General features: G+C 61.7%; 18 protein-coding genes. 7 read left to right on the top strand and 11 right to left on the bottom strand.

Translation table 11 applies throughout. The annotated features are described in order from the left end of the window. Positions 1-265: 265 nt before the first annotated feature. A complete protein-coding gene (epsC, locus tag C4Q26_RS12780) occupies positions 266-1,198 on the bottom strand; it encodes a serine O-acetyltransferase EpsC (RefSeq protein WP_027907221.1) in 933 nt (310 codons plus the stop codon). 290 nt (positions 1,199-1,488) lie between these two features. On the opposite strand from epsC, the gene tcyJ reads away from it, so the two are divergent. The 3 genes from tcyJ to tcyN are packed head-to-tail and all read left to right on the top strand — an operon-like array spanning position 1,489 to position 3,709. After that, positions 1,489-2,283: a cystine ABC transporter substrate-binding protein gene (gene tcyJ, locus C4Q26_RS12775; RefSeq protein WP_023382913.1), complete on the top strand. Its 795-nt coding sequence runs from the start codon at positions 1,489-1,491 to the stop codon at positions 2,281-2,283. Beyond that, the gene (tcyL, locus tag C4Q26_RS12770) at positions 2,280-2,948 is read left to right on the top strand and encodes a cystine ABC transporter permease (protein WP_023382914.1); all 669 of its coding nucleotides are present in this window, start codon (positions 2,280-2,282) and stop codon (positions 2,946-2,948) included. The genes tcyJ and tcyL overlap by 4 nt, the downstream gene beginning before the upstream one ends. A gap of 2 nt (positions 2,949-2,950) precedes the next feature. Then, the gene (tcyN, locus tag C4Q26_RS12765) at positions 2,951-3,709 is read left to right on the top strand and encodes an L-cystine ABC transporter ATP-binding protein TcyN (RefSeq protein ID WP_104883137.1); all 759 of its coding nucleotides are present in this window, start codon (positions 2,951-2,953) and stop codon (positions 3,707-3,709) included. Positions 3,710-3,735: 26 nt separating this feature from the next. On the opposite strand, the gene C4Q26_RS12760 is transcribed toward tcyN, so the two are convergent. The 4 genes from C4Q26_RS12760 to C4Q26_RS12745 form a co-directional block, all read right to left on the bottom strand. After that, positions 3,736-4,647 carry an SdiA-regulated domain-containing protein gene (locus tag C4Q26_RS12760; protein ID WP_104883136.1) on the bottom strand — a complete coding sequence of 304 codons (912 nt, stop codon included), beginning with the start codon at positions 4,645-4,647 and terminating at the stop codon, positions 3,736-3,738. 90 nt (positions 4,648-4,737) lie between these two features. Then, entirely contained in the window at positions 4,738-5,664 is a 927-nt protein-coding gene (locus C4Q26_RS12755) for an SdiA-regulated domain-containing protein (protein ID WP_104881085.1), read from the bottom strand. 204 nt (positions 5,665-5,868) lie between these two features. Further along, positions 5,869-6,534: a fumarylacetoacetate hydrolase family protein gene (locus C4Q26_RS12750; protein WP_023382918.1), complete on the bottom strand. Its 666-nt coding sequence runs from the start codon at positions 6,532-6,534 to the stop codon at positions 5,869-5,871. 25 nt (positions 6,535-6,559) lie between these two features. Beyond that, entirely contained in the window at positions 6,560-7,957 is a 1,398-nt protein-coding gene (locus tag C4Q26_RS12745; RefSeq protein WP_023382919.1) for an FAD-binding oxidoreductase, read from the bottom strand. 170 nt (positions 7,958-8,127) lie between these two features. Between C4Q26_RS12745 and serA the strand changes: the two genes are divergently transcribed. Next, positions 8,128-9,357 carry a phosphoglycerate dehydrogenase gene (gene serA / locus C4Q26_RS12740; protein WP_023382920.1) on the top strand — a complete coding sequence of 410 codons (1,230 nt, stop codon included), beginning with the start codon at positions 8,128-8,130 and terminating at the stop codon, positions 9,355-9,357. Positions 9,358-9,477: 120 nt separating this feature from the next. Here the strand turns inward: serA and C4Q26_RS12735 are convergent, their stop codons facing one another. Continuing rightward, positions 9,478-9,954, bottom strand: coding sequence for a DUF4399 domain-containing protein (locus C4Q26_RS12735; RefSeq protein WP_023382921.1), 477 nt, complete (start codon positions 9,952-9,954; stop codon positions 9,478-9,480). Positions 9,955-9,970: 16 nt separating this feature from the next. Beyond that, positions 9,971-10,165 carry a hypothetical protein gene (locus tag C4Q26_RS27860; RefSeq protein WP_158491103.1) on the bottom strand — a complete coding sequence of 65 codons (195 nt, stop codon included), beginning with the start codon at positions 10,163-10,165 and terminating at the stop codon, positions 9,971-9,973. Here C4Q26_RS27860 and C4Q26_RS12730 point away from each other — a divergent pair. Continuing rightward, a complete protein-coding gene (locus tag C4Q26_RS12730) occupies positions 10,152-10,667 on the top strand; it encodes an ABC transporter substrate-binding protein (protein WP_104883135.1) in 516 nt (171 codons plus the stop codon). The two genes, C4Q26_RS27860 and C4Q26_RS12730, sit on opposite strands and share 14 nt — an antisense overlap. On the opposite strand, the gene C4Q26_RS12725 is transcribed toward C4Q26_RS12730, so the two are convergent. Further along, complete coding sequence (locus tag C4Q26_RS12725) at positions 10,606-11,100, bottom strand: DUF523 domain-containing protein (protein WP_023382923.1); 495 nt, start codon at positions 11,098-11,100, stop codon at positions 10,606-10,608. The two genes, C4Q26_RS12730 and C4Q26_RS12725, sit on opposite strands and share 62 nt — an antisense overlap. Position 11,101: 1 nt before the next feature. Further along, positions 11,102-11,734, bottom strand: a complete 633-nt coding sequence (locus C4Q26_RS12720; RefSeq protein ID WP_081669665.1) for a 2OG-Fe(II) oxygenase — start codon at positions 11,732-11,734, stop codon at positions 11,102-11,104. A gap of 113 nt (positions 11,735-11,847) precedes the next feature. Between C4Q26_RS12720 and C4Q26_RS12715 the strand changes: the two genes are divergently transcribed. Beyond that, on the top strand, positions 11,848-12,600 hold the full coding sequence (locus C4Q26_RS12715; RefSeq protein WP_023382925.1) for a DUF2059 domain-containing protein: 753 nt from the start codon (positions 11,848-11,850) through the stop codon (positions 12,598-12,600). On the opposite strand, the gene C4Q26_RS12710 is transcribed toward C4Q26_RS12715, so the two are convergent. Beyond that, the gene (locus C4Q26_RS12710) at positions 12,593-13,528 is read right to left on the bottom strand and encodes an alpha/beta hydrolase (protein ID WP_104883134.1); all 936 of its coding nucleotides are present in this window, start codon (positions 13,526-13,528) and stop codon (positions 12,593-12,595) included. The two genes, C4Q26_RS12715 and C4Q26_RS12710, sit on opposite strands and share 8 nt — an antisense overlap. A 121-nt stretch (positions 13,529-13,649) precedes the next feature. Between C4Q26_RS12710 and C4Q26_RS12705 the strand changes: the two genes are divergently transcribed. Beyond that, positions 13,650-14,219: a DUF6436 domain-containing protein gene (locus C4Q26_RS12705; RefSeq protein WP_104882326.1), complete on the top strand. Its 570-nt coding sequence runs from the start codon at positions 13,650-13,652 to the stop codon at positions 14,217-14,219. Here C4Q26_RS12705 and C4Q26_RS12700 read toward each other — a convergent pair. Beyond that, positions 14,198-14,764 carry a sugar O-acetyltransferase gene (locus C4Q26_RS12700; RefSeq protein WP_023382928.1) on the bottom strand — a complete coding sequence of 189 codons (567 nt, stop codon included), beginning with the start codon at positions 14,762-14,764 and terminating at the stop codon, positions 14,198-14,200. The two genes, C4Q26_RS12705 and C4Q26_RS12700, sit on opposite strands and share 22 nt — an antisense overlap. Between the last annotated feature and the right edge of the window lie 25 nt (positions 14,765-14,789).

Genomic DNA, 14,789 nt, shown 5'->3' with positions numbered 1-14,789 from the left:
CATTGGGCATGCACCTCGTCGAAGGACGTGAGGTTCGGATTGAACGGGTTCAGCAAAGGAATCCTCCTGTTGAACACCGGCAGCGGACCAGCGTTTTTCGTTGAACAAGCGTTCAAGTTAAACATGGATCGACTTTCAATGCGACCTGGGGTGCCGACTGGCGAAGGTAGAACCAGCTTGTGGCGGGGCTCCCACAGGCTCACTCAGGCCCCTGTGGGAGCGGGTTCACCCGCGATGGCGCCAACCCGACCCGCCCCCCATCAGGTCAAGTCTTGTCCTGGCAATCCAACTGCAAATTCGCCTGGGTGATGTTGCTCTCGGCTGGCACGCTGCGCGTCAGCCACACGTTGCCGCCGATGGTCGACCCCTTGCCAATGGTGATCCGCCCCAGAATAGTCGCCCCGGCGTAGATCACCACATCGTCTTCGACGATCGGGTGGCGCGCCAGGCCCTTGTGCAACGTTCCCGACTCGTCGCTGGGGAAGCGCTTGGCGCCCAACGTCACCGCCTGGTAGATACGGACCCGCTCACCAATGATGGCGGTTTCACCGATCACCACACCGGTGCCATGGTCGATGAAGAAGCTCGGGCCAATCTGCGCACCCGGGTGTATGTCGATACCCGTGGCCGAGTGCGCCAGCTCCGAGCTGATCCGCGCCAACAACGGCAGGCCGGCCTGATAGAGGTGGTGCGCCAGGCGATGGTGGATGATCGCCAGAATGCCGGGGTAGCACAGCAGGACCTCATCCACACTACGTGCCGCTGGGTCGCCGTGGTATGCGGCCAGCACATCGGTGTCGAGCAGCACACGCAGATTCGGCAGGGCCGCAGCGAAGTCCTGGATCAAGCGCAGGGCCTGGGCGTCCACGGTACTCAGGTCGCCCTTGTTGTGCCTTGCCGCGTAACGCAACTCCAGGCGCGCCTGGGCCAACAGCGCGGTCAGCGCGGCATCGAGGGTATGACCGACATAGAAGTCTTCGCTTTCTTCCCGCAGGTCCACCGGCCCCAGGCGCATGGGAAACAACGCCCCGCACAACTGTTCGAGAATGTGCCGCATGGCCTCGCGCGAGGGCAGTTCGCGCCCGCCTTGCTCACCACTGCTACGGCCATTGCGGGTGCGCCACTGCTCCCGGGCGCTGCGCAGGCCGCTGACGATGCTCTGCAATTGCCAATGCCCAGATGAAGATTGTTCGCTCACGGTGTTCTCCTGCCGGTGTTCTCGAATAGGCACGCATCCCCTGTAGCAACCGGCTTGTCGGCTACGGCATCCGCCGCCCACAAAGGAAGTGCCAGCCTTTTGTCCCACGATACGTCAATTCTCCCCCTTGGAAAAAACAACGCTTTATTCCATCCTGAGCTAACTCGGGCATAAGCTGATTCAAAATCGGGATTTAGGAATAACAACCTGATTTTTTATTATTTCCCGACCTATCAAATTCACCCCTATAGTCGCCAACCACTACTTCCACAACAAGCGCGGGGCCTGTCATGCCGAAATTTGCCAAACCGCTACTCAACGCTACCCTGGCCGTCCTGCTGGGCGCCGGTCTGCTCAGCCAGGCCTTCGCTGGCGAGCAACTGAAAACCATCCAGGAAAAAGGCGTGATCAACGTCGGCCTGGAAGGCACCTATCCCCCCTTCAGCTTCCAGGACGAAAACGGCAAGCTGACCGGCTTCGAAGTGGAGCTTTCCGAGCTGCTGGCCAAAGAGCTTGGGGTGAAGGCCAAGGTCCAGCCGACCAAATGGGATGGCATTCTCGCAGCACTGGAATCCAAGCGCCTGGACGTGGTGATCAACCAGGTCACCATTTCCGAGGAGCGCAAGAAGAAGTACGACTTCTCCGAGCCCTACACCGTCTCCGGTATCCAGGCCCTGATCCTGAAGAAGAAGGCTGACCAGCTGAACATCCACAAGGCGGCAGACCTGGCGGGCAAGAAGGTCGGCGTGGGCCTGGGCACCAACTACGAACAGTGGGTGAAACAGGACGTCCCGCAAGCCGATGTGCGCACCTATGAAGATGACCCAAGCAAGTTCGCCGACCTGCGCAACGGCCGCATCGACGCGATCCTGATCGATCGTTTGGCCGCGCTGGAGTACGCGCAGAAAGCCAAGGACACCCAACTGGCCGGCGATGCGTTCTCGCGCCTGGAGTCCGGTGTTGCCTTGCGCAAGGGCGAGCCTGAGCTGCTGGCGGCCATCAACAAGGCGCTGGACAAGCTCAAGGCTGACGGCACGCTGGCCAAGCTGTCCGAGAAATACTTCGGTGCCGATGTCACTAAATGATCGCTGAAAGCCTGCAACTCGTTGTCGATTCCGCGCCCTTCCTGCTCAAGGGCGCGGGTTATACGGTACTGCTCAGTGTCGGCGGCATGTTCTTCGGCCTTGTGCTGGGGTTTGCCCTGGCACTGATGCGCCTGTCGAAAATCCTGCCACTGAACTGGCTGGCACGTGTCTACGTGTCGTTCTTCCGGGGCACACCCCTGCTGGTGCAGTTGTTCGTCATCTATTTCGGCATGCCACAGATCGGTATCGAGCTCGATCCGATCCCGGCATCGCTGATCGGCCTGTCGCTGAACATGGCGGCCTACATCTGCGAAATCCTGCGGGCGGCCATCTCGTCGATCGACCGCGGCCAGTGGGAAGCCGCCGCCAGTATCGGCATGACCCGCACCCAGGCCATGCGCCGGGCCATCCTGCCGCAGGCCTTGCGAACCGCACTGCCGCCGTTGGGTAACAGCTTCATTTCATTGGTCAAGGACACTGCCCTCGCGGCGACCATCCAGGTGCCAGAGCTGTTCCGCCAGGCGCAGTTGATCACCGCACGCACCTTCGAAGTCTTCACCATGTACCTGGCTGTTGCGGTGATCTACTGGATTCTCTGCAGCATCCTCGCGCACTTCCAGAACCGCATGGAAGCGCGGGTCAACCAGCACGACCAGGAGCATTGAGCATGATCGAAGTAAAAGGCCTGACCAAGCAGTTCAAGGGCCAGACCGTGCTCAACGGTATCGACCTGACGGTGCAGCCCGGCGAAGTGGTGGCCATCATCGGCCCCAGCGGCTCGGGCAAGACCACCTTCCTGCGCTGCCTGAACCTGCTGGAAACCCCTGATGCCGGGCAGATCCAGATCGGCAACATTCGCATCGATGCCAACCGCCCGCAGGGTAGCCAGCAAGGTGCAATCCGCCAGCTGCGCCAGCAAGCCGGCTTCGTGTTCCAGAACTTCAACCTGTTCCCCCACCGCACGGCCCTGGAAAACGTGATCGAGGGGCCGGTGATCGTCAAGAAGACCCCGAAAGCACAAGCGGCGGAATTGGGCCGGCGGTTATTGGCCAAGGTGGGCCTGGCTGGCAAGGAAGATGCCTACCCACGGCGCCTGTCCGGTGGCCAGCAGCAACGGGTCGCCATTGCCCGCGCCCTGGCCATGGAGCCGGAAGTCATCCTGTTCGACGAGCCGACGTCGGCGCTCGACCCCGAGCTGGTCGGAGAAGTGCTGGCCACCATCCGTGGGCTGGCCGAGGAAAAACGCACCATGATCATCGTCACCCACGAGATGAGCTTTGCTCGCGACGTGGCGAACCGGGTGATTTTCTTCGACAAGGGCGTGATCGTGGAACAGGGCGAGGCCAAGGCACTGTTCGCCAACCCCAAGGAAGAGCGCACACGGCAGTTCCTGCGCAAGTTCCTGGGAACTGCGGCCGGCGATTGAAGGCCATCAGCCGGCGCGCTGGACCTTCAGTCAGCCGGCTGCTTGAACACGTAGAACAGATTCGGCTCGCTGACCAGGTAGATCGTTCCGGCTTCATCCATGGCGATACCCTCTGCCTGCGGTACCGTTTCCTTCAACCCCTGATAGCCCTTGCGCAGCGACAAGGAGCTCAGCGGCCGGCCCTCCACATCCAGTTCCAGCACCAGGCGCGACTCGTCGGACAGCGCCAGCAAGTGCCCGCTGCGCTCATCGAACTGCAGGCTCGACAGGTCCCGTACGAACAGCCGTGAATCGCGCTCGCGGTCCTGCACCACATGCACGGCGTAGGGCTGTTCGGGGTTGGCATGCGGGAAGCCATGAACCTCATAGATCATCATCGGATCCCGCTCCTTGGCCACGAACAGGCGCTTGCCCGTCGAGTCGTATGCCAGGCCCTCGAAGCCCTTGTTTCCGTTCAGGCCAATGCCCAGCGTCAGTTGCTCGGCATCATGGGCATCAAGGAACATCGTGTCATCGTCCAGACGCACACGGATCAACCGCTGCTGGCGTTCGTCGGTGATCACGTAGCTGTTCGGCCCGACGTACTCCACAGCTTCGGGATCGCCGAACCCGGTCAATGGAACACGGCGTAGAATGCGGCCAGCCAACGACAGCTCGATCAATTCCGAGCGCTTGTTGGTCACTGTGAAGAGGGTCTTGCGGTCGGGGTCGTAGGTCAGCGCCGAAACGTCATCGTCCAGCCCTTCGACAGGTTGCGCCTCGACCACCACCCGGTAGCGATCCAGGCCGATGCTCTGCTGCGCAGGCTGCCACCAGGTCTTCAGGTTGAACCAGCCCCGCTCGAACAGGCGAAACTCATAGCCGGCCACCACCAACATGCACAAGGCAAGCAAACCGAAGGTGGCAAGGATCAGTGGCGGGCGGACAAAACGGCGCATAACGGCAGACTCGACGTGAGGATGGCGAATCTAACCATGATCAACTGAAGTAAAGCTTAATGCTGGCGTAAGAATGGCCCGAAGCAATCTTCAGTCTTTTCTGAAGCGATAGAACAGGTTGGGCTCGCTGACCATGTACAGGTTTCCTTGGTCATCCATGGCCACCCCCTCGGCACGCGGCACGGTGTCTTCCAGGCCGTTGAAACCGCCCAGCAGCGTCATGAAGCTGACTTGCTGGCCCTGTTCGTCCAGCTCAAGCAGCATGTTGGAGTCAGCCGACAGCGCGAGCAAATGGCCGGTACGCGGGTCAACGTCAAGGGCCGACAGGTTGCGCAGGTCCAGTTCGTCATTAGGCAGCGATTGCTTCTCGCCCTTCAAAGGGCTGCGGCCATCGGTGCTCCAGGTGAATAGCTTCGGCGGGCGTTCTTCCCCGATGACCAGCCGCTGTCGCAGGGGGTCCCAGGCCACCGATTCGTAGCCCTTGTTGCTCTTGACCGACTCACCCAGGTCGTAGCTCTGGAAGTCGGTTCGGTTCAAGGCCGTGGTGTGCTCATCCACCTTGACCAGGGTCAGGTCGTGGCGGCGCTCGTCGACAATGGCCAGGTGCCCGTCCTCCAGCACAGCGACGCCTTCGGGGTTCTCCCAGCCGTTGAGTGGCATCTTGCGCAGCACATCGCCATCGAGGCTCAACTCGACCAGGAACGGATTCTTGCCCATGACGGCGAACAGGGTGCGGGTGCGCGGGTTGAAGGACAGGTCCGATGCCTCGTCGTCCTCCATGCCCGGCAAGACCTTGGCGTCGATGTCAACCCGATAGTTCGGCAGCCAGACGCTCTCGCTGCGTTCGGCCGAGCTCTCGAAGCGCTCCTTGACCCACAGCAGCCCCCGGTCATCCCAGTGCATCGCCACGGCAACGCCGTAACCGATCACGGCCGCCACGGCCAGCCCGAACGGCCAGCGCAGGAAGAAGCGACGCTTGTGACGGGAGGTGGCAGGGGCGCTGGGGGAGGGAGCCATGCGAAGAGTTCCTGGAATGTGCCGGGCTAACGCTGGCGCCGGTAGATGGACGATGATCAGCGCATTATCCAGATGGTTTGTGAAAAAACTGTCTTGCACACGCGCTGAAGGCCACCTGGCCGACAAGCCGGCTCCCCGGTCAAACCGTGCAACCTGTGGGAGCCGGCTTGCCGGCGATATCCGGCGATGCCGGCAGGCCAGCCGTCAGAGCACGCGGCTTTCGAAACGGCTGACGCCCGGCAGCTCCAGCACCAGCTCATCGCCCACGCTGAACGGGCCAACGCCGGCTGGCGTGCCGGTCAGAACCACATCGCCCGCCTGCAGGGAAAAGTGCGCGGCAATGTGCTGGATCATCGGCACGATGGGGTTGAGCATCATCGCGCTGTTGCCATCCTGGCGCACTTCGCCATTGATGGTCAGGCGAATGCCAATGTCGGTCAGATCCTCGAAGCTGGCGGCGGAAACGAACGGCGGCAGCACGCAAGCACCATCGAAGCTCTTGCTCAGCTCCCACGGCAGGCCCTTTTCCTTGAGCTTGGCCTGCACGTCGCGCAGGGTCAGGTCCAGGGCTGGCGCATAACCGGAAATCGCGTCGAGCACCTCTTCCTCGGTCGGCTTGGTGGACAGCGGCTTGCCCAGCAGAACAGCGATCTCCGCTTCGTAGTGAACCGAGCCACGGTCGGTCGGAATCTTGAAGCCACCTTCCAGCGGCACCACGCAACTGCCTGGCTTGATGAACAGCAGCGGCTCGGTGGGAATGGGGTTGTCCAGTTCCTTGGCATGCTCGGCATAGTTACGGCCGATGCACACCACCTTGCCCAGTGGGAAGTGGATGCGCGTGCCGTCTACGTACTGGTGCTGGTAACTCATGGCCGACTCCTCTGGATACTGCTTTTTATTCAGGAGCGAAGATCTTACCCGGATTCATGATCCCGTTAGGGTCGAAGACGGCCTTAATTGCCTTCATGCAGGCAATTTCTTCAGGCGAGCGGCTGTAGCCCAGGTAGTCGCGCTTGGTCATGCCTACGCCGTGCTCCGCGGAGATCGAGCCGTCATAGCGCTGCACGATCTCGAACACCCACTTGTTGACCTTGGCACAGGAGGCGAAGAAATCATCCTTGCTCATAGAGTCGGGCTTGAGGATGTTCAGGTGCAGGTTGCCGTCGCCGATGTGGCCATACCAGACCACTTCGTAGTCCGGGTAGTGCTCGGCGACAATGGCGTCGATGTCACGCAGGAAAGCCGGCACTTTCGAAACGGTGACCGAGATGTCGTTCTTGTACGGCGTCCAGTGGGAGATGGTCTCGGACAGGTACTCGCGTAGCTTCCACAGGTTCTTGAGCTGGGTCTCGCTCTGGCTCATCACCCCATCCAGCACCCAGCCCTGCTCGACGCAATGCTCGAAAGTGGCCAGGGCCTCGTTGGCGACGTCCTCGGTGCTGGCCTCGAATTCCAGCAGGGCATAGAACGGGCAGTCGGTCTCGAACGGTGCCGGCACATCGCCTCGTGCCATGATCTTGGCCAGGCCCTTGTCGGAGAAGAACTCGAAGGCGGTCAGGTCCAGCCTGGCCTGGAAGGCATGCAGCACTGGCATGATCGAGTCGAAGTCCGGTGTGCCCAGCACCATGGCAGTAAGGTTGCGCGCAGCGCGATCCAGGCGCATGGTGGCCTCGACCACGAAGCCCAGCGTACCTTCGGCACCGATGAACAGCTGGCGAAGGTCATAGCCTGTGGCGTTCTTGATCAGGTCCTTGTTCAATTCGAGCAGTTCACCCTTGCCAGTGACCACCTTGAGGCCCGCGACCCAGTTGCGGGTCATGCCGTAGCGAATGACCTTGATCCCACCGGCATTGGTGCCGATATTGCCGCCAATCTGACTGGAGCCGGAGGAAGCGAAGTCCACCGGGTAATACAAGCCATGTTCTTCGGCGAACAATTGCAGTTGGCGGGTGATGACACCCGGCTGACAGACCACGGTGCGGTCGAAGGCATTGAAGTCGAGAATCTGGTTCATGTAGTCGAAAGCGACGACGACTTCGCCGTTGGCCGCCACGGCGCCGGCAGAAAGCCCGGTCCGCCCGCCAGAAGGCACCAGCGCGACCTTGTGGCAATTGGCCCAGCGGACGATGGCCTGTACCTGCTCGACCGTCTTGGGAAAGACGATGGCCGAGGGTGCTGGGGGAAAATGCTTGGTCCAGTCCTTGCCGTAGGTATCAAGGGAAGCCGCGTCGGTCAGCACCCGGCCAGGGTCGACCAGGGTCTTCAGTTCATCAATTACCGCCGGGTGGGTCATCGCCGGAACTCTCGACTTATTCATAGTCACCCTGAGCACTCTTCACCTGTCGGGATAAGCTCAGATTGTGTCGCGTATGCTAGCATAGCCCCCCTACTGTTCGTGCTAAGGCCGACACCGCGCCGCTTTACCCCCTCGCCATTTTTTCTCCGGGATACAGGTTTACGCAGATGAGCAAGACTTCTCTCGACAAGAGCAAGATCAGGTTCCTTCTTCTTGAAGGTGTGCACCAGAACGCGGTGGATACCCTCAAGGCTGCCGGGTACACCAATATCGAGTACCACACTGGCTCGCTGCCAGAGGCGGAACTCAAGGAAAAGATCGCTGATGCCCACTTCATCGGCATCCGCTCGCGTACCCAGCTGACCGAAGAGATCTTCGACAGTGCCAAGAAACTGGTCGCTGTCGGCTGCTTCTGCATCGGTACCAACCAGGTCGACCTGAACGCTGCCCGCGAGCGCGGCATCGCCGTGTTCAACGCCCCGTACTCCAACACCCGTTCGGTGGCCGAACTGGTACTGGCTGAAGCCATCCTGCTGCTGCGCGGCATCCCTGAGAAAAACGCCTCGTGCCACCGTGGCGGCTGGATCAAGAGCGCGGCCAACTCGTTCGAAATCCGTGGCAAGAAACTGGGCATCGTCGGCTACGGCTCGATCGGTACCCAGCTGTCGGTCCTGGCCGAAAGCCTGGGCATGCAGGTCTACTTCTACGACCCGCTGACCAAGCTGCCGCTGGGTAACGCCACCCAGGTCACCAGCCTGCACGAACTGCTGGGCCTGGCCGACATCGTCTCGCTGCACGTTCCTGAGCTGCCCTCCACCCAGTGGATGATTGGCGAGAAGGAAATCCGTGCGATGAAGAAGGGCTCGATCCTGATCAACGCCGCCCGTGGCACCGTGGTCGAACTGGATCACCTGGCCGCCGCCATCAAGGACAAGCACCTGATCGGCGCCGCCATCGACGTATTCCCGGTCGAGCCTCGCTCCAACGACGAGCAGTTCGAAAGCCCGCTGCGTGGCCTGGACAACGTGATCCTGACCCCGCACATTGGTGGTTCCACCGCCGAAGCGCAGGCCAACATCGGCCTGGAAGTGGCCGAGAAGCTGGTCAAGTACAGCGACAACGGTACCTCGGTATCGTCGGTCAACTTCCCGGAAGTGGCCCTGCCAGCGCACCCAGGCAAGCATCGCCTGCTGCACATCCACGAAAACATCCCTGGCGTACTCAGCGAGATCAACAAGGTCTTCGCCGAAAACGGCATCAACATCTCCGGTCAGTTCCTGCAGACCGACGAGAAAGTGGGTTACGTGGTAATCGACGTGGACGCCGAGTACTCGGACCTGGCGCAAGAGAAACTGCAGCACGTCAAGGGCACCATCCGTTCCCGCGTACTGTTCTGAGTTTCCACCGCTAACGAAAAAGGCGACCTTCGATGAAGGTCGCCTTTTTTATTGCCTGTCTCCCGGCTCTTTCGCGAATGAACCCGCTCCGGCAGCTTCAGCATGCGAAAGGAGCAGCAATCATTTCACGGTTACCGTGATTTTCTTCGACTCGACGCTCGGCTTGAACGGCACGTGATACTGGTCGCCCAGCACCAGCTGCAAGGTGTGCTTGCCTGGGGTCAGGGTAATGGTCGCTTCGGTCTGCGCCTTGCCGAAGTGCAGCACTTGCGGGCCGGCCGGCAGCGGCGCGTTGTTCTCCGGCATCAGGCTGGTTGGCAATGGCTGATCGGCAGCCGGTGCTGTGTCGACATCCACCAGCAGGTGGTGATGGCCGGTGTGCGGGGTCTGGTCGCCAGCGGGCTTGAGCGCCATGCCTTCGATACCGAACTTGACGGTAAAGGTCTTGTCGACCGTGGCACCATCGGCGGGGGAAACGATGAAGACCTTGGCATCCTGGGGCGGTTCCTGGCTCTTGAGCGCATCCGCAGCGCCGGCGAACACCGATACCCCCATCAGCAAACCGGCGACGGCAGCACGCGAAAATAGGCTGTTCATTCACTTCTCCTGTGATTCACTTATTGGCCGCCCCCAGTAAAACGAATGGCGGCGGTAATTCACCATAGCCCACAAAGAGAATTTTTTCAGTTAGGGTTAAACCTCGCCAAGGCTTCAAGGTCATAGGCTGCGCTCGACCGTGACGAGGAAGAAAGTCGCGGCGAAGGTTATTCATCTGCCAAATAAAAGGGGCATTCATGCGTTCGACCATAGGCGTACTGCTGGCAGTACTGATCACTCCATTGGCTCAGGCCGAGCTGATAGATGAAATCAACGACCGCGGCGAACTGCGCATTGTCGTGCAGGCTGATAACAAGCCTTACGCCTTCAAGGAAAACGACCGCCTGACCGGCTTTCAGGTCGAGTTTGGCCAGGACCTTGCCCGTGAGCTGGACCTGCGCGCCGAGTTCATCGAGGCGCCTGCTGCCGATGTGCTACCAGGCGTAGAAAGCGGGAAGTACGACGTCGCACTGACGGTGGAGCAAGCACAGACCGCCGCCAACGGCACATTGGATGTCAGCCAGCCTTATGGCGAGAAGCAGCTGGTCATTCCGTTCCAGAAGGACAACCCGGCCTTCCAAAGCGCGCTGAACAATGCCCTTCAGCGCCTGAAGGACAGTGGCCGTACCGCACAACTCGAACAGAAGTGGTTCAAGGCGATTCAGACAGCCGAGCCAGCGCCCGCTGCGCTTGCTCCAACTCCAGCTCACTGAACACCAGCACGCCCTCGCGCCGCAGCAATGCCGCCGTGACGCCCTCCCCCGGCACCTTCACCGCGCTGAAGGTGCCATCGTAGGTCAAACGGTTGCCACACGAGGGGCTGCCGGCTTTGAGCACCGCCACGCCGATCGCGTGCTGGCGCACCAACGCCAGCGCCTGCCGCGCCCCAGCCAGAAAGGCACCGCTGACATCCTCCCCGGTGACTGTCAGCACCTGCGCCATGCCATCGAGTACCTGTCCGCCTTGCCCGCCCGGAATCTCCGCAGGAGGACGCGGCGTCGGCAAGCCGCCGGCCACTTCCGGACACAACGGCACTACACGGCCTTCGGCCTGCCAGCGCTGCAACTGATCGTGGTGCCCGCTGGCCCGGCCGTCGTAGCGCACCGGTTGCCCCAGCAGGCAGGCGCTGACCAGGACCTTCGGCAAGTCAGAAGGGTTCGTTGCCACGGCGGCGGAACCAGCCCGTCAGCGACAAGCGCTCGCGCCCGGCCGGCAAGACTTCATGGGGAACATCACCCGAGAGGAATACCACCAGGCTACCGGCCAACGGCAGGACGTCGTGCTCGACTTCGTCGGCCAGGAACATGCGCAACTGGCCGCCGTCCTGGGGCTGCCAGTCTTCATTGAGGTAGAACACCGCCGAAACGCTGCGGCGATCATCGTCGCGGAAACGATCCAGGTGCCGGCGATAGAATGCACCCGGTGGATACAGGGCGAAATGGCATTCGAAGTCCTCGAGCCCCAGGAACAGGCTACGGTTGATGGCCTGACGCAAGCAGTCCATGGCTTCGAGATAGCGATCGCAGGCGTCGGCCTGACCGGGGTCGATCCACTGGATCTGGTCGCCGCGAATGGCCTCGCGCACTTCCTGGGAAGCGCCCCGTCCAACCCCGGCAGGGTTGAGTTCGCCTTCGGCATGACGGCGCCGACACTCGGCCGCCAGGGCGCGCACCAGGTCCGCAGGCAAGAAAAGGGCCTGCTGCGACCAGCCACGGGTGGCGAGGTCATCGACGACGGCCGACAGCATAGGGTGTTCAGGAGAGATGTGCATGGCGCGCATCATATCCATTAGCCATGACCACGGACAGCGCCACTTGGCTGAGAACCACTCTGATATCTCGACAAAATACCGCCGAGCCAAGGACAATAGCCGCCTGCCGACAGGAGTCCTGAATGCGCCGTCTGTTTTCCCTGCTTCTGCTGATGATCTGCACCATGCCTGTCTGGGCAGACAGCCTCGATCAACTGTACAAGGCCGCCGGCTGGCCCGACCAGCGCGCCCATTTCAACGATGCCCTGACCGCTGCCCAGCAGCGCTACCGCAACAGTTTGCCGCCTGCCGTCTACCAGGCCCTGGTCAACAACAGCAACCAGCGCTTCCAGGCCCAGGCCATGGACCGCCGTGCCCAGGCGCAACTGCGCGCTACCCTGCCCAACCCTTCGCCAGCGCTGGCCTTTTTCCAGTCGCCACTGGGGCGCAAGGTGGTGGCGGCTGAACTTCAAGCTACCCGCAAGGACCAGTTGGCCAAGAATGCTAAGGGCCTGCCAAAGGTCCAGGCCAGCGACGACCGCCTGCTGATCATCGGCCACCTGGCCCAGGCCTTGCCGGCACGCGAGGCCGGAGCCGAAGTGAGCCTGGCGATCGCCGGCGTGGCCGCCGACAGCCTCAGCTCGATGATCCCCGGCCTGTTCGGGGGCGGGCAGGCCCAGGGCATGCTCGACGGCCAGCGCCAGCGCCTGATGTCGCAAATCGGCGAAGACCTGAACAACACGCTGCTGTATGTCTATCGCGACTTGTCCGATGCCGAGCTGGAGCAATTCGCCACCTTCGCCGAGTCGCCTGAAGGCAAGGCGTACTACCAGGCAGCCCTTGCCGCTGTGCGTGCGGGGCTGGCGGTGGGGCAAAGTACCGAGGATCTCAAGTAGTCACGCCCAGCCGCTGGTCGATGAATGCGAAGTAGCGCTGGCGGATGCCAGGCAACTCGTTGGCCAGGTGGTGTCGTGCTTCCGGCAGCATCAGAATCTGTGGTTCGCGGAATTTGGCCTTGAGCACCTTGAGGTTATGCTGCCAATCCACCGTGCCGTCTGCCTCGCCCTGCACGATCAGCGGTTGCCGCGTGCTGCGCGGCGCCGCCTCGATCCGCTTGACCCAAGCCGCCAACGCCCCGACCCAGGCCGTGGGCAGGCGCCGAGGTTGGAGCGGGTCCGCTTCGAGAAAGGGCAAGAAAGCAGGGTCGTTGGTGTTCTCGCTGAAGCGCCGCTCGATGCCATTGACGAAGTGGCGCAACACACAATAGCTCAACTTCGACCAGCGCCACCCCCTTGGCCGCACCAACGGCGCCAACAGAATCACTTGGCCATCGGACGGGCTATGCTCGCCCTTGCTCAACAGGTGGTCGATCACGATTGCCCCACCCGTGCTTTGCCCACACAGGTGCCATGGACGAGGTAGCTCAAGCATGCGCGCCTGCTCGAACAACGCATCGAGCACCTGCTGGTACAGCGCAAAATCCTTGATGCTGGCGCGCTCGCCGCTAGACAGGCCGTGGCCTGGCAGGTCGCAACTGATGACCGCATAACCCAGGCCCAGGGCCCATTCGATCACATGTCGGTACAGGCCCATGTGGTCGTAGTAACCGTGCATCAGAAATAGCGTTGCCGTCGGCTCCCTGGGTAGCCACACCTGGCCGACCACCTCGAAACCCGCTGCCTGGAAGCGGCCAAGCCAACTGCGGGCCGGCAGGTCCAGGCCGTAGAAGCGCTGGTATTGCTGGGCCTGCGCCGACAAACGCTCACAGTCTGTCAGCGGTGCAAGGCTGGTACGCAGGTGATTGGGGTCGAAAACAGCGGGCATCAGGTGCATCCACGGTAGAGCAAGTATTGATTTGGGATATTCAGCTCTGCCTGGCGTCATGGCAAGCTTGCTGACCTTCGAACGCACAGCACTGCCGCTCGCACAAGGCTCCGGAAACCCCATGAACGCCCACATCATCAAGCCTGCAATCACCCTACTGGCACTTGCACTCTGCGCCGCCGGACTGTGGTGGGCCTACGATAGTTTCCAGTCCCGTTACCTGCGCTCGTTCGACAACCAGGCCACCCTGTTCGACGGCAGCCAACTGCGCCTGCCTGCAGAGCTGGCGGGCCCCGGGCCGATCCGGGTGGTGCACTTCTGGGACCCAGCTTGCCCCTGCAACGTCGGCAACCAGCAGCACCTGGGTGACCTGGTCAGCCACTTTGCCGACCAAGGCGTCACCTTCTTCGTCGTGCACAAGCCAGGCAGCCACGGCCAGTTGCCAGCCAACCTCAGCAGCCTGAAACCTATCACCCGTCTTCCCGGCAGCGAGCAGCTGCCAGCCTCACCTGCCGTGGCGATCTGGGACCGCCAGGGCCGCCTGGCCTACTTCGGCCCCTATAGCGAAGGCGCGGTGTGCAATGCCAGCAACAGCTTCATTGAACCCATCCTCAAGGCGTTGCTCGACGGCCGCCCAGTCACGGCCTCCAACACCTTGGCCGTCGGCTGCTATTGCACTTGGGCAGGGTGACGCTCGCGCGCAGGGTTACCCACCACCACAGCACCCGCAGGCACATCGCGCGTGACCACGCTGCCCGCGCCGATCACGGCATCGTCACCGATGGTCACGCCTGGCAAGATGATCGCCGCCCCACCGATCCACACGTTGTTACCGATAGTCACCGGCCGACCACTTTCAAGGCCGGTTCGCCGCAGTGCCGGGTCGAGGGGATGGTCGGCGGTATAGATCTGCACGGCGGGTCCGACCTGGCAGTCGTCGCCGATCCGCACAGGCAGCACATCCAGAATCACGCAGTTGAAATTCATGAAGCTGTTGCGGCCGATGCTGATGTTGTAGCCATAGTCGCAATAGAACGGCGGCCGGATTACCGCACCTTCGCCAGCATGACCGAAGTGTTCGGCGAGCAGGCCATGGCGCTGTTCGTTGAGCAATTCGAAGCTGTTGTTGTATCGCTGCATCCAGTGTTTGTTGGCGATCTGCTCGGCCTGGAGTTCAGGACAACTGGCGTGGTAAAGCTGGCCACTGAGCATCTTCTGTTTTTCGCTGAGGGACATGGGTACGGCTCTCCAAGGGCTATGC

The organism is Pseudomonas sp. SWI44 (assembly GCF_002947915.1).
GTDB classification, from domain to species: Bacteria; Pseudomonadota; Gammaproteobacteria; order Pseudomonadales; family Pseudomonadaceae; genus Aquipseudomonas; species Aquipseudomonas taiwanensis.
This window is presented reverse-complemented; position numbering and strand designations above follow the sequence as displayed.

What these genes read in the sequence shown, in the direction of transcription:
- C4Q26_RS12745 (WP_023382919.1), bottom strand. Translation starts at nt 7,957, where the DNA reads ATGACCCACCCGGCGGTAATTGATGAACTGAAGACCCTGGTCGACCCT.
- C4Q26_RS12735 (WP_023382921.1), bottom strand. Translation starts at nt 9,954, where the DNA reads ATGAACAGCCTATTTTCGCGTGCTGCCGTCGCCGGTTTGCTGATGGGG.
- serA (WP_023382920.1), top strand. Translation starts at nt 8,128, where the DNA reads ATGAGCAAGACTTCTCTCGACAAGAGCAAGATCAGGTTCCTTCTTCTT.
- tcyJ (WP_023382913.1), top strand. Translation starts at nt 1,489, where the DNA reads ATGCCGAAATTTGCCAAACCGCTACTCAACGCTACCCTGGCCGTCCTG.
- C4Q26_RS12730 (WP_104883135.1), top strand. Translation starts at nt 10,152, where the DNA reads ATGCGTTCGACCATAGGCGTACTGCTGGCAGTACTGATCACTCCATTG.
- C4Q26_RS12755 (WP_104881085.1), bottom strand. Translation starts at nt 5,664, where the DNA reads ATGGCTCCCTCCCCCAGCGCCCCTGCCACCTCCCGTCACAAGCGTCGC.
- tcyL (WP_023382914.1), top strand. Translation starts at nt 2,280, where the DNA reads ATGATCGCTGAAAGCCTGCAACTCGTTGTCGATTCCGCGCCCTTCCTG.
- C4Q26_RS12760 (WP_104883136.1), bottom strand. Translation starts at nt 4,647, where the DNA reads ATGCGCCGTTTTGTCCGCCCGCCACTGATCCTTGCCACCTTCGGTTTG.
- C4Q26_RS12705 (WP_104882326.1), top strand. Translation starts at nt 13,650, where the DNA reads ATGAACGCCCACATCATCAAGCCTGCAATCACCCTACTGGCACTTGCA.
- C4Q26_RS12700 (WP_023382928.1), bottom strand. Translation starts at nt 14,764, where the DNA reads ATGTCCCTCAGCGAAAAACAGAAGATGCTCAGTGGCCAGCTTTACCAC.
- C4Q26_RS27860 (WP_158491103.1), bottom strand. Translation starts at nt 10,165, where the DNA reads ATGGTCGAACGCATGAATGCCCCTTTTATTTGGCAGATGAATAACCTT.
- tcyN (WP_104883137.1), top strand. Translation starts at nt 2,951, where the DNA reads ATGATCGAAGTAAAAGGCCTGACCAAGCAGTTCAAGGGCCAGACCGTG.
- C4Q26_RS12750 (WP_023382918.1), bottom strand. Translation starts at nt 6,534, where the DNA reads ATGAGTTACCAGCACCAGTACGTAGACGGCACGCGCATCCACTTCCCA.
- C4Q26_RS12710 (WP_104883134.1), bottom strand. Translation starts at nt 13,528, where the DNA reads ATGCCCGCTGTTTTCGACCCCAATCACCTGCGTACCAGCCTTGCACCG.
- C4Q26_RS12715 (WP_023382925.1), top strand. Translation starts at nt 11,848, where the DNA reads ATGCGCCGTCTGTTTTCCCTGCTTCTGCTGATGATCTGCACCATGCCT.
- C4Q26_RS12720 (WP_081669665.1), bottom strand. Translation starts at nt 11,734, where the DNA reads ATGCGCGCCATGCACATCTCTCCTGAACACCCTATGCTGTCGGCCGTC.